This is a genomic window from Moorena sp. SIO4A5 (genome assembly GCF_010672005.1).
Classification (GTDB): Bacteria; Cyanobacteriota; Cyanobacteriia; order Cyanobacteriales; family Coleofasciculaceae; genus Moorena.
This window is the reverse complement of the sequence record NZ_JAAHHZ010000158.1, coordinates 1-12,629: the sequence shown is the minus strand read 5'-3', so window position 1 is coordinate 12,629 and position 12,629 is coordinate 1. Positions and strand designations below refer to the sequence as shown.

The 12,629-nt window shown below is 42.9% G+C and carries 14 protein-coding genes; 6 read left to right on the top strand and 8 right to left on the bottom strand.

Translation table 11 applies throughout. The features are described from left to right. Positions 1–1,217 precede the first annotated feature (1,217 nt). The 3 genes from clpP (at position 1,218) to F6K57_RS29880 (ending at position 2,872) form a co-directional block, all read left to right on the top strand. Positions 1,218–1,820 carry an ATP-dependent Clp endopeptidase proteolytic subunit ClpP gene (clpP, locus tag F6K57_RS29890; protein ID WP_293071852.1) on the top strand — a complete coding sequence of 201 codons (603 nt, stop codon included), beginning with the start codon at positions 1,218–1,220 and terminating at the stop codon, positions 1,818–1,820. Between the two features lie 39 nt (positions 1,821–1,859). Next, positions 1,860–2,009 carry a hypothetical protein gene (locus tag F6K57_RS29885; RefSeq protein ID WP_293071851.1) on the top strand — a complete coding sequence of 50 codons (150 nt, stop codon included), beginning with the start codon at positions 1,860–1,862 and terminating at the stop codon, positions 2,007–2,009. 386 nt (positions 2,010–2,395) lie between these two features. Beyond that, positions 2,396–2,872 (top strand): NUDIX domain-containing protein, encoded by a 477-nt coding sequence (locus F6K57_RS29880; protein ID WP_293071850.1) that lies wholly within the window; start codon positions 2,396–2,398, stop codon positions 2,870–2,872. On the opposite strand, the gene folK is transcribed toward F6K57_RS29880, so the two are convergent. From folK to F6K57_RS29865, 3 genes are all read right to left on the bottom strand, one after another. Next, a complete protein-coding gene (gene folK, locus F6K57_RS29875) occupies positions 2,852–3,373 on the bottom strand; it encodes a 2-amino-4-hydroxy-6-hydroxymethyldihydropteridine diphosphokinase (RefSeq protein WP_293071849.1) in 522 nt (173 codons plus the stop codon). The two genes, F6K57_RS29880 and folK, sit on opposite strands and share 21 nt — an antisense overlap. A gap of 122 nt (positions 3,374–3,495) precedes the next feature. Continuing rightward, positions 3,496–3,621 (bottom strand): hypothetical protein, encoded by a 126-nt coding sequence (locus F6K57_RS29870; RefSeq protein ID WP_293051591.1) that lies wholly within the window; start codon positions 3,619–3,621, stop codon positions 3,496–3,498. Between the two features lie 161 nt (positions 3,622–3,782). Then, the gene (locus F6K57_RS29865; RefSeq protein WP_293051594.1) at positions 3,783–3,950 is read right to left on the bottom strand and encodes a transposase; all 168 of its coding nucleotides are present in this window, start codon (positions 3,948–3,950) and stop codon (positions 3,783–3,785) included. A 176-nt stretch (positions 3,951–4,126) separates the two neighbouring features. Between F6K57_RS29865 and F6K57_RS29860 the strand changes: the two genes are divergently transcribed. Continuing rightward, complete coding sequence (locus F6K57_RS29860; RefSeq protein ID WP_293071848.1) at positions 4,127–4,849, top strand: SDR family NAD(P)-dependent oxidoreductase; 723 nt, start codon at positions 4,127–4,129, stop codon at positions 4,847–4,849. Between the two features lie 302 nt (positions 4,850–5,151). Here F6K57_RS29860 and F6K57_RS29855 read toward each other — a convergent pair whose 3' ends face one another. The 4 genes from F6K57_RS29855 to F6K57_RS29840 all read right to left on the bottom strand — a co-directional run bounded on the left by F6K57_RS29855 (position 5,152) and on the right by F6K57_RS29840 (position 9,129). Beyond that, positions 5,152–6,039 (bottom strand): glycosyltransferase family 2 protein, encoded by an 888-nt coding sequence (locus F6K57_RS29855; protein WP_293071847.1) that lies wholly within the window; start codon positions 6,037–6,039, stop codon positions 5,152–5,154. Between the two features lie 87 nt (positions 6,040–6,126). Then, positions 6,127–6,957, bottom strand: a complete 831-nt coding sequence (locus F6K57_RS29850; protein ID WP_293020392.1) for an ABC transporter permease — start codon at positions 6,955–6,957, stop codon at positions 6,127–6,129. A 117-nt stretch (positions 6,958–7,074) separates the two neighbouring features. Further along, the gene (locus tag F6K57_RS29845) at positions 7,075–7,833 is read right to left on the bottom strand and encodes an ABC transporter ATP-binding protein (protein ID WP_293020391.1); all 759 of its coding nucleotides are present in this window, start codon (positions 7,831–7,833) and stop codon (positions 7,075–7,077) included. A gap of 243 nt (positions 7,834–8,076) precedes the next feature. Next, the gene (locus F6K57_RS29840; RefSeq protein WP_293071846.1) at positions 8,077–9,129 is read right to left on the bottom strand and encodes an ABC transporter substrate-binding protein; all 1,053 of its coding nucleotides are present in this window, start codon (positions 9,127–9,129) and stop codon (positions 8,077–8,079) included. 1,217 nt (positions 9,130–10,346) lie between these two features. Between F6K57_RS29840 and F6K57_RS29835 the strand changes: the two genes are divergently transcribed. Together F6K57_RS29835 and F6K57_RS29830 are read left to right on the top strand one after the other, a co-directional pair. After that, on the top strand, positions 10,347–10,508 hold the full coding sequence (locus F6K57_RS29835; RefSeq protein WP_158516950.1) for a hypothetical protein: 162 nt from the start codon (positions 10,347–10,349) through the stop codon (positions 10,506–10,508). A gap of 10 nt (positions 10,509–10,518) precedes the next feature. Continuing rightward, positions 10,519–12,153 (top strand): MBL fold metallo-hydrolase, encoded by a 1,635-nt coding sequence (locus F6K57_RS29830; RefSeq protein ID WP_293071845.1) that lies wholly within the window; start codon positions 10,519–10,521, stop codon positions 12,151–12,153. A 372-nt stretch (positions 12,154–12,525) separates the two neighbouring features. On the opposite strand, the gene F6K57_RS42235 is transcribed toward F6K57_RS29830, so the two are convergent. Beyond that, the coding region (locus tag F6K57_RS42235) for a DUF6679 family protein (protein WP_364304555.1) at positions 12,526–12,629 on the bottom strand (104 nt) is incomplete at its 5' end.

Here is a 12,629-nt window from a genome sequence, read left to right as displayed (position 1 = left end):
CATAGCCGACTAACCATAAAGGCGACCCTCTTTAAGCGGTAACTTCTGACCGTGTCGTTAATAAAGCAAGCCTACGTATCCGTTCGCGCAGCGTCGGCGAAAGCCGATACCGTTGGGTGGAGTTGGCAAGAAGCCTACACGCTCACTCGTTCGCGGAGCGGCTCTGTAAGAGCAGAGTTAGTGTAGGAGTATGTCACTTAGATTGGGTTTTCCTGGGGATTAACTTAATCCATGACTCCGATTGCCCTTGGATGATTGAGTCATTAGTCTACAAGTTTCTTAGTTCCATCTATAGATGGAACTAATTAAGACCTCGAAAGTTTAATGACTAATGACTAATCAATCATGTCTGGTGGTGCTATAGTAAAGTTGATAAAACTTTTGGGGTTTCCTGTAACTGTGGTAAACCATCAGACTGTTGAGGATCTGGTGGACTAAGATAGACTAGTAAGTTAAGCAATATTGTGATAGTAAGCGCCTGAAAAACTTTCTTAAACACGAGCCACACTCCTCATTCCTAATATTTAGTCTTGGTGAAACAATCGGAAACGATGCTACTTGACTGAGATACGAACTTTCTAAAAATTGATACACCCGTGAAGGGAATTAACTCTACCAGTTTATTTAAGCAACCATATAAGTGCCAAGTTATATGTTCCGCCTCAGTGACTGGCACAGTGCAAAGGGTTGATTCTAAATCATTCTGTGTAATTTAATAGATTAGGGGTAGCCGAGATTAGAACCAAAGCAACAGTTTGCTAGTCGCTACAATGTAAAGAAAAACCAATCTAGCAGCCACCTTGGGTCAGTACCCCACTCTTGCCTAGACAGGACTCCCTAGCCTAGTCATGGAAGATAGCTGACCAGCCTAAGACCTGCTGTAGGTTATGGGAAGTCTAGGTTATCTGCAAGGGTGAAAGTTCCTACCTTAGGATGGAATGACAGTCCGAAGCTGATTAACCAGATCCTTAAACAGTCCTACAAGGGGTAAGACAGTGCCATTCTACATTCTGACAGGATAGTACCTACCGATAACAAGCCGCGAGGCAAACATGAGGTTCTGCTTCGATAGGCTATGAAGGCTGTTAACAGGAACGGGTATGAACTGCATCTGTTCTCCCCACATTAGCTCCAAGACGGTTTTAACCGCCCTTTTCCTTTGTTTTTCCTCCCCAGTCGCCCATACACGGGGTTTGCAAATTTCACGCTTATTTTTTATGATTCCTACAGTTATCGAGCAATCCGGTCGTGGCGAACGTGCCTTTGACATTTACTCTCGTTTGTTGCGAGAGCGCATTGTATTCCTCGGACAACAGGTTGATTCTGACTTAGCTAACTTAGTGGTTGCCCAATTACTCTTTCTAGAAGCCGATGACCAGGAAAAAGATATTTACCTGTACATCAACTCTCCTGGCGGTTCAGTGACTGCGGGCATGGGCATTTTCGATACGATGAATCAAGTTGCTCCGGACGTATGCACTATCTGTGTTGGACTAGCAGCTAGTATGGGGGCTTTCTTACTCAGTGCTGGTGCTAAGGGTAAACGCATGAGCTTGCCTCACTCCCGGATTATGATTCATCAGCCACTGGGAGGAGCACAGGGACAGGCAAGCGATATAGAAATCCAAGCAAAAGAAATCCTGTACCACAAGCAGCAGCTAAACAAGTATTTAGCAGAACATACCGGTCAGCCACTGGAAAGGATTCAGGAGGATACCGAGCGGGATTTCTTTATGTCAGCGACTGAGGCTAAGGACTATGGTTTAATCGACCAGGTCATTGAGCGACGTCCCATAGCAACCCCTCTCCCAACAAACTAATGTCTTAGTTGACACTCCCTGCTCGCCCATAGACGGGGAGTGTCAACTAAGACGTTAGTTTGGGGAGATGCTAAAGCGATCGCTAACCAAGTCCGGACTATTACTGAAGTGACTCCCGAAATTAACAATCGGCAGTTAATCACCTACCGTAAGCGCTTATGTTGTCAGGGATTTCTGTTATTTCCCTAGTAGTTGGCGGTATTGGTGTGATGAATATGATCTTAACCTGAGTTCGATGACAGAAATTCAGAAGTTTTGACTCCAATCCATGAGACAGTAGTCAGGAGTCAGGATAAGAATTCATAATTATTGGTTATAATACAGAATTTAACGTCGTTAAATAGCTTATTAGATTATCCGAAAAAATTGATTTTATCAATGATAATGAATCATGGCTTCTGGCTCGAAGTTACTTAAATCTACCGACACCTGAGTTCTATCGAAATCACGTTGAATAGTTAAAAGTATGAGACAATTTTAGCCATAAGCAATCCAGGTTTTCTGGTAATAGGAAACTAATTTAAAATCTATCGATGTGTTACATAAGACTGGGGAAGGATCAGCTAAGCAAAGCGATGCCAAATAAAAGCACACCAAATAAAACCACAATCAAACCAGTATCCGTGCAGAAGCAGTTTCCCTTGACTACTGTAGGGGCACTTGTTGTCAATCCTAGTAGAAGAGTGTTAATTGTAAAAACTACTAAGTGGAAGGGTTTATGGGGTGTACCGGGAGGTAAAGTAGAATGGGGCGAAACCCTAGAATCGGCACTTCTAAGGGAGTTTCGAGAAGAAGTTGGTCTAGAGTTAACCCAAGTGAGCTTTGGGTTGTTACAAGAAGCGGTGCTAGACTCTAACTTTGTCCGAGAAGCCCATTTCATTATGGTCAACTACTATGCATTCTCTGCTAGCGAAACGATAACGCCCAACGAAGAAATTGAGGAATGGGTATGGGTTACTCCCCAAAAGGCAATGGAGTATCCCCTCAATACCTATACTCGCGTGTTGATTGAGGATTATCTGCAAAGGCAATTACTTGGTAAAACCTACTAGCGAAGTATCAGACAACAACTCAACTCCAGAACAGTCTAGCTTTTGAACCAGTTGAAAAATACTCTGTCCCGAGACTGGTTCTACCCAATCAGGAGCAATTTCTACCAAGGGCACTAGCACAAAAGCTCTCTGTCTCATACGCGGGTGAGGGATTTGGAGCTCAGGTGTCTGTAGAATCAAATCATCAAATAAAAGTAAATCTAGGTCTAGGGTTCGTGGTCCCCAATGTTCCTGACGGACTCTACCAAACTCTTGTTCAATTCCTAGCAGAGTCTCTAGCATTTTCTGGGGACTTAGTTGCACTTCCAAAAGGGCACAACCATTGATATAATCAGCTTGTGGCGGTCCAACTGGTGCAGTTTTATACCAACTAGAACAGAATTTTACGGTAACGCCTAGGGTTTGGTCGAGTTTTCTGAGGGCAGCTTCTAGAATGGCACGAGAGTCACCCAGGTTACTGCCAAGAGCGATCGCGCTCAATGAAAGCTTTGTGGTTACCAATTTTCCAGAGTTATAGACCATCGACCTTCATCGGTTGACACAGCAGCTTTAGACCACGCCTCAATGGGACTGATTATCACTTATGTTGCATTGACGAGAAGATTCACCCTTCCCAAAGTGGGTTAACCCATTACCTGTTCTATTGTATGGGGGTTTTTGAGACTCCCCATGCCTAGAAGGCTGGGGATTCTAGTTTCAAGCACGTTTCTGGCAACGCCGTTACGGGAAGCGTCTCTTGGTGTGTTCATTCCTTTTTATTGTTACTCAATCATGCTTGGGACCATAAACTTCACGAGCTTTTTTCGTACCCGATAACCCCTTCTTCTTTTTGTAAATTTTGCGTTGGGAGCCTTTAATATCTTTCTCGGCTGTATTATGACTGTTCAGGTATTTGGAAAACCCATATTCACTACCTAATCGAGTATTGTACGCGGTGTTGCTTTTTCTTAGGAACACCGGGATGGTCGAGCCAGTATCTAAGTACTTTATTGCGCACAAATTGAGATGTCCGAATAGCTTCATCTATTGCTTTAGCTTGAGTTTTTTTGACTACAGCCTTGTATGCCAGTACCAACATGCTTGCTTTACCTCCTTGTTTGTGTTAACTTACTCATGATATACCTTATGCACTTCACAGTGCGGAAGGTAAATTAGAAACTTGGGGCTTGTGGTCTCCTGTTTTTGGTCAGAAAGCTTGTTTTCTGGTTTGATAATAGAAATCATCTAAGTAACACAATGGACTTAAGGGGAAAAGTGGCCCTTATAACTGGGGGTGGCATTCGGGTAGGGCGTGCTCTTGTTATCGCTCTTGCTAAAGCTGGGTGCGATGTCTTTATTCATTACGGACGCTCTGCTGATGCAGCTGCTGAAGTCAAAGCCGAAGCAGAGTCCTTGGGAGTGCGAGCTATTACCTACTCCGCTAATCTCGCCGACCCCGTGGCCACAGACACTATTATCCCTCAAGCAGTTGAAACCTTTGGAAAAATCGACATCCTGATTAATAGCGCTTCTATCTTCCCAGAAGAAGATCTATTTGCCCAGACTGATGTCGCTTTGTGGGATAAAATTTTTGCCATTAACCTTCGTGCCCCCTTCCAACTCAGTCAAGAGTTTGCCAAGCAACTTCCCCAAAATAGGAATGGCAAAATTATTAATATTAACGATGCTGGTATTGCCAAGCCAGATACTAACCATTTTGCCTATCGAATTACTAAACGGGGATTGTGGGATATGACAAAAATTATGGCATTGGAATTAGCCCCCCGCATTACAGTAAATGGTTTAGCGCTGGGACAAATTCTCGAACCTCCAGGTGACCCAGACCCTCAAGCTTTTATGGAAAATTATGCCCGTAAGTTTATTCCATTAAACATCCCTGGAAATACCAAAGTAGTAACGGACAGCGCCCTGTTTTTACTCGAACAAGATTTTCTAACGGGTAGCACGATTACGCTGGATGGTGGTCAATATATTTAGTATATTTACTTAAATAGCTGGCGGGGCGATCGCCTCTGTATTTTTAACCGTATTTTTCACCATAGTCACTTTCTCAGTGAGTTGGGGTGGCAGAAATGTTTAAGGGGATGGCACCTGAACTTGATGGGGAAAAGGGATGGTTCCGTTTTATCCATAATGACTGATACAATTACTGATAAAGTTATGGAAAAATTCCTGAACCATCTTAACTATAAAATCATATTAAAAGATAGGATATTTTTCGCGATTGCGTCTGGGTTTGTCAAGCTTTCCCATTGCATTGAGAATTAGGAATTGATAAATTACAATTGTTCCATTTCCAATTCAGACTTGAGCCAGTCAGCATGTCCGTTCTCAGTCATATCGAGAAATTCCTCAAGATTTTGGCAGCTTCCCGACTGCATATACTGACGGAACACACGATTGAGGCGTAGATTTTGGGAGAACTCCTCTATGGCTGCGCTGCGGATATCTTCAGTAAGATCAAGTTCCCCAGCATCCAGCAGTGCCAAAATTTTATGATAGGCTAGTTCGGCACTTTCAAAAGCTGTCGCTGATTGCGTCATAGAATTCTCACGCTTGTAGTATTGGTAAAGGGGCTGAGGATGGATTGCTATCTTTCCAACTCGGCTTAACAGCTCAAGATTGAACATAACGTCCGCAGCAAAGGGAACTTTAGTCCAACCTCGACCCAAAAATTTCCGGCGGAAAACTGGGAAAAAAGGCACACGAGGTTTGAGGATGTCGTCCGCCGTAGCAAAGGTAACCGTGGTGCGATCGCGGAAGGGACACTTGTACATAATTAGGTCAGTGTTGTACACGCCAGTGTTGTCGATTGCAGCACCATAGGTCATGGCCAGAGGAACCATTTCTGCTAGACGGTTTGCTTCATAGGCATCATCAGCATCTAGGTTGGCAATCACCTCCCCAGTAGAAATTGCTACCGCCGTGTTGCGGGCGGGACCGTCTCCACTGCCACACCCTCCTGTAAATGCTTGTTTCAATCGTGGATCGTTAATTCCTTGGCGAGATAGTAAGGATAAGTAGTCTACTCCATCGTCCGAACCGATCGCCACCTCCCAGTTTGAATAGGTCTGTGCTATAAGGCTTTTGATAGCTTGCGCGATTGTATTTTGGGCTTGGTATGCTGGAATAATAATGCTGACTAGGGGTTTATTTTTCTCAGGCATAGTTTTCTGACTCTATCGAAATTAAATCACTGAAAAGATTAAGGTTCATAGCTGGTTGCCTATTAATTATCACTATTAATTATCATATCAATTATCTCTGGTGATAGAACTTTCATGCCATTGCCCCAGAACCAAGTTGGATAAGGTGGTCAAGAGTACAAAAATCAAAATACCTAGACTACTAATCATAAACAAAGCAGCAAACATCCGGGGAATTTCGAGATTGTAGCCAGCAATTAGCATTTGATAAGCAATTCCTGAATTAGCACCGCCTGTACCGGCAACAAACTCAGCTACTATTGCTCCGATTAAGGCTAATCCACCACTGATACGTAATGCAGCTAAAAAATAGGGTAAAGCACTTGGTAATCGCAGATACAGCATTGTCTGCCAGCGAGATGCTTTGTAAAGCCGGAACAGGTCACTTAAGTTGGAATCGATACTATTTAAACCAAAAGTCGTATTAGAAATAATCGGGAAGAATGCTACAATCCAAGCACAAATTACCAAAGCAGCAAAGGTATTGTTCCTCAGCCAAATAATAATTAAAGGCGCGATCGCAGCAATAGGCATTGTTTGCAGAACGACTGCATAGGGATATAAGCTTTTTTCAATCCACTTACTCTGAGCCATTAACATGGCAATTAGCAAGCCTGAAACTGCTGCTGTTATAAAGGCCGCTACAGTGATTTTTATGGTGATCAGCAATGGCTGAAATAAACTGTTCCAGTCCCTAATTAATACCTTGATAATCAGCAAAGGACCTGGTAATATATAGGATGGCGTACTAGTCACTCGAACAGAGATATCCCACACCATCAACACCAGGATTCCCACTGCCACAGGGGCTATAATATCGATAGATAGCAAACGTTTCAATTTTAGCTTTGCCAGAACGAATGCTTTATTTTTTTTCATAAATAAAATTATTATATACCGTTTAATATAGCTGTAAAATTATAGCTGTAAAATTTATAGTCATATTTTTGATAATCATAATTTATCAGTTATGTCTAAATAATAATTTATAAATTATCACTCATAATTCATCCCTTTTGACAACTGCTCAGCCACCTTCTGACAATATTTTGTATAAACTAAGGATGTACGAAACTGTTCGTTACGTGGTGATGGTTCATCAATAGTTATATCCGCCACTACTCGACCTGGACGAGCTGCCATTACTACCACCCGATTGGATAGATATACGGCTTCATAAATATTGTGAGTCACAAAAACCACAGTCCAGTGTTTCTTACTCCACAAATCAAGTAACTCCAGGTTCAGCTTAGTCCGGGTGATATCATCCAAGGCTCCAAAGGGCTCATCCATCAGCAATACCTTGGGAGAAGTAACAAGAGCTCTGGCAATAGAGACTCGCATTTTCATGCCACCGGAGAGTTGACGGGGATAGGATTGGGCAAAACTTTCCAGTCCAACTAATTGGAGCGCTTCTTTAATAGCATTATCAGCCACTTTTTTAGAGACCCCAGCCAATTTAAGAGGCAAACGAACATTTCCCATTACCGTTGCCCAAGGCATTAGTGCTGCTTCTTGGAAGACAAAAGCTATCTCCTTTTGGTGGGCGCGATCGCTCCATTCTATGTTTCCCGAACTCATAGTGCTTAGTCCAGCAATGATGCGTAGCAGGGTACTCTTGCCACATCCCGATGGTCCTACCAGACTGATGAATTCGGACTTATTGATGTTGAGATTTAGGTCTTTTAGCGCTACAGTACCATTGTCAAAAGTTTTGTTGACATGGGTAAGAGAAATAGCTGGTTTTTGGTTCATCTATTGTCAGTTAGTAGCAATAGACTTCTTGCAGAAGTCGGAAGTAACAGGTAACAGCGGAAAAAAATTTATAAAAACAGTATCATAAAAATACTTTTGCAAGAGGTATAATCATTGCTTAAGAATCGGTTAATATTTGAACTTATCAATCTGGCTTGGCAAGACTAGATATAAATTAATGTATAATAACAATATCTAATTAACTTGGATATTAACATGTATATAACTCATATATAATGTTAACTAATTTTTTTTATAAAAATCTACTCCTTTATTGACAAATTCCAAGGTGTAGGCTTGTTTGTAATCAGTCTTTGCATCAAGTACACCAACCGTAACTAACTCATTGAACAAACTTTCCCAACGTTCATCGGTCATTGCCCCAATGCCAAGTTTTTCGGCATCGCCAGAGATGATAATACCATAGTCTTTAAGCTTATCCAGACCATAGGCAATGAGGTCATCCTTCATCTCTGGATTATCTTTTTTGATCAGCTCATTGGCTGGTTCGGGATTCTCTAGATAGCTATACCATCCTTTGATTGATGCATCAACAAATCGCTGCACCAGATCGGGGTTAGTTTCAACGAGTTTCTTCGTGGTTTCAATGGTGAAAGTATAGGGATTATAACCAGCCTCTGCTAAGGATAATATATTGGGCTTAAAGCCTCCTTCTTTTTCTATAATGTATGGTTCAGAGGTCAAAATCCCCTGTTGGGCTGAATTTTTATCTACTAAAAAAGGGCTAACATTGAAGTTGTAGGGGCGTTTCTGGTCATCTGTAAAACCGTATTTTGCCTTGAGTAGGGGCCAATAGGTTGTGATAGCTCCAGGAGCCATAAAAATTGGTTTACCTTTTAATTGTGCCAGAGAGTCATTGCCTACCCCTGGATGAGCCAATAGAATTCGTATTTCTTTTTGGAAGATACTTGCTACAGTAATTTTGGGAATGCCTTGTTGCACTGCTCTAATAGCATCAACAGCCTGTCCCATACTTAAATCAACTACTCCCCCCAGTAATAATTGGGTGGGATTGCTCTGAGGACCTGTTGGTTGTATAATAACATCTAGGTCATAATTTTGATAAATGCCAGTAGCGACAGCCTGATAAAAACCACCGTATTCTGCTTCAGCTTTCCACCCCAAAGCAAATTTTATTTGATCTAATTTACCTTTTTTTTCTGTAGTTAATGGTGTAGAGGTTTGATTATTACAAGCTGCCAAAACACTACTACCAAGAGTGATGGAGCTAAGTTTAAGTAATTGGCGACGCTTAATTTTATAGATTTCTTTCATATAAAACTTCAACCGGCTAGAGCAGTAATTGAGATGATCTGGTTGTGGTGGTTTGAAATGGTGCAGCTTTAGGCAAACTAGAACGGTCTGGTAGGGAAAAACCTTGAGTTTGGTATAGGTTCGCGATTAGCAGCTTCTATGATAGTGCGTAATTTACCTAAGTTACTACCGATAGCGATCGCATTAAGCTGCTACTCCCTAAGCTGTACTCACTAAGCTGTACTCACTAAGCTGGTACTTTGTACTTGCCATTTTTTATAAGCTCACTATCACTTTCGCGTTTAAACCCCAACAAACACACTGATAGAAATAATACCATACTCGCTCTAATTAATTAAATATAATCATATAGCAATATAAAAATATTACAGTAGCCATGGCTTTTAAGCTAACACGCATCTAAATTGAATCTGTTCATCTTATGAAACAAACCATGAAACCCTCTCCCCACCTCCATTTCCCCATCTCCCCATCCGCCTCAACCCAAAAATTAAGTGCGTGACAGCTTAGGCAGGGGATTGAGGTAGGTTCTCGACGAAAGAGGGAGTTACAATGAACGTGACGGTTTTTTCTGACAGCCATGAGGAGTTATTAAGAAAATGGAAGTAAAACTGGTTTTAGTGGTACTAACAATTGCTTTTACTGCTTTGTGCCTGTTTTTTGGGACTAAGAACGGATTTTATGATTCAGACGATTATCACGGCAACGGCTCTGCACACTAAGCTTCCAGTATTTACTTTAGCGGTCAGCTGCTGAGCTTTCAAAAAGCCTTCATCGTTTAGCCTTGGAAAAATCCATGCATCTGGCATCAAAGCAGAGGCTAAAGTCTAGATGCTGACCGATCGCGAAGCGTGGCCAAAGGCCTTAGAGCGGGGAGTGTAAGGGGGCTCACGGGGGTTTTCCCAAGCCCCTGCCTTCTAGGGATCGGGAGTGTCAAAAAATTAAAATCCTCACTTAGAGGTTATAGGAACTTCGCCAGTCCATGCCTACTTAACTCCCTACTGTGGTGATGTTGTTGGCAGCCCTTATCCCCTCTTGACTCTGACCTCGAAAGAAGGGAAACTAGTTGAGAACTACCCACACCCACCCTAAGGGGTAGGGTGTGGGATTTTCATAGACTCCAGAGTGACCTATAGGGTATATCCAGCATACAAACCCCTCTAAATTGCTACGGAGTGACAACTCTACCACGTTTGTTTTGACTGGGGAAGAATCCGTTGAATTTTCCGTTCAAGGAAGATGCAGCCTTAGTAAAAATAGTTCCACCTTATTTTCCGTTGGCGATCGCCGATGCTGTCTGCCTCTTCCAAGGCTTAATCATTCACCCTTCCCTGATTAGTAAGACGTGGGTTAACGGAGCCAGATTAGCTAAAATTTAAGTTGAAGCTCATGAGCAATCAACGCCCAGTAGCATCCTCTGATCAGGATGACCGATTAACCTGCTTTCCTTACGGTGTTGGTCATGGTGCAGAAGGGGTTTGTTTGTTGGTGCAGATGGGGCCACACCGCATTCTCCTTGATTGTGGATTAGAAGACATTTCCCCCCTACAGATCGATGGGATACCACCAGCAGATTTAGTCCTGTGTAGCCACGCTCACTCAGACCATAGTCAGGGATTGCTGGCTCTTCACCAAACTTTTCCACAATTACCAATCTACGCCAGTGAGGTAACGACTCAACTATTACTACTCAACTGGCCGGAACTGCCTCCTGAGGATATTCTCCCATTTTGTCAAGCTCTCCCGTGGGTTACCCCTGTAGAATTCTGTGAGGGACTCACTGCTCAATTGTTCCCAGCTGGACACTTGCCAGGAGCAGCAGCATTTTTACTCACTTACACAACTCGCCATCGAACTTACCGACTGCTTTACACCGGTGACTTTTTCCTGTCTAACTCACGGCTGGTGGAGGGATTATCCCTTGAATCGCTCAGGGGGACACAGCCGGATGTGGTAATTGTAGAAGGCAGTTATGGCACTGCTCGACATCCCCATCGGCGGCAACAAGAAAATCAACTAGTAGAGCGTATTGAGCAGGCCATTGCTACCAATAACTCAGTTGTGTTGCCAGTGCCTACCTTAGGCCTAGGTCAAGAAATCCTGATGCTCCTGCGCTCTCATCACAACTTTACAGGACGCGACCTTGATATTTGGGTCAATGGAACCGTGGCTGATGGTTGTAATGCTTACTTAGAACTGCTGTCTCACTTTCCCAGCTCAGTACAAAATTTTGCCCGACATCAAGCCTTGTTTTGGGATGAGCGGGTACGTCCTCGGGTGCGGCGGTTAGATCCCCAGCAGCGAGATGCTATCGGTAAATCTCCCTGTATTATCCTCACTGACTTAAACATAGATTGGAGGGAGTACTCGCAGCAAGAGAACCGTTCTTGGGTTGTCCTGCAACCGGAACATCTTAAATCTTTGGAGGATCTAATGGATGACTACGGATGGCTTAAGGTTGAAACTTATCTGCTGGCTCAACATGGGGATTGTCTGGGCACCACCCAGTTGATTCATAATCTTCGACCTCAACATGTGATTTTTGTTCACGGTTCTCCTACCTACCTAGCTGATCTTGCTGGTTTGGAAGAGTTACAAAATCGATATCACCTCCATACGCCAGCAGCAGGAACACTGGTAGAACTTCCCATTGGTGATACCTTTATCAGACCAGCTCTACCAACGGAAACAAACTATGAAGGAGAGTTGAATGAATTAGATACACTTGTCTATATCACTCTTTCAGCGGCGATCGCAACGGATCCTCGTTGGCAAAATTTCGCTGATACTGGTTTACTAGAAGCCCGCTGGCAAGGAGAAGAACTGGTCTTGCGGGGATTGTCACAACGAGAACTACTCAAACAAGGGGGCAGAGCTAAGATACCAATTAATATCGAGTGTTGTGGTAATTGTCTGTACCAAAGAGGTCAGCGCTGCTGGAATCCAGCCTCAGCTCTCTATGGTTTTAAAGTAACACTGGAGGGGTACTGTCCAGTTTTTGAACGGATAGAACCCCTTGAGTAACGAATAGTTAAGGGAAAATTGCTAGCTAGTTGTGAGTTATCAATTTTCCGATACTTTTTAGCTACCAAAGTCTACCAAGATAGACCCTCGTCCGCCAAGGCAAGATGCTTTCGCATCCAGGGGGTATCTCCCAAAGCTCTCAGGAATATCCCGCGAGCGCCATAAAAATGTCAAAAAAGTTATAACACCGGGATCTAAGCGCAACTATTAAACCCTTGGTTTTCGGCTTTAATTTAAGTTACATAATAATCGCTTTCGGTGTTACCCTAATTTAAGTCTAACAAATAATAAGAGTTTTTGGTAGACTCTGCGACATTTTCGATTAGCTTTTACTCACCCTTAACGGTTGGTTGTCCATTAACAATGAACAATCTAGTCCTGATTTAAGTCTTGGGAGCGGGGGTGAATTTGTTCAGCCTCCGGACAATCATCAGAGACTATCGGATCAACATTACCTCGGAAAACAGAAGCTAGCT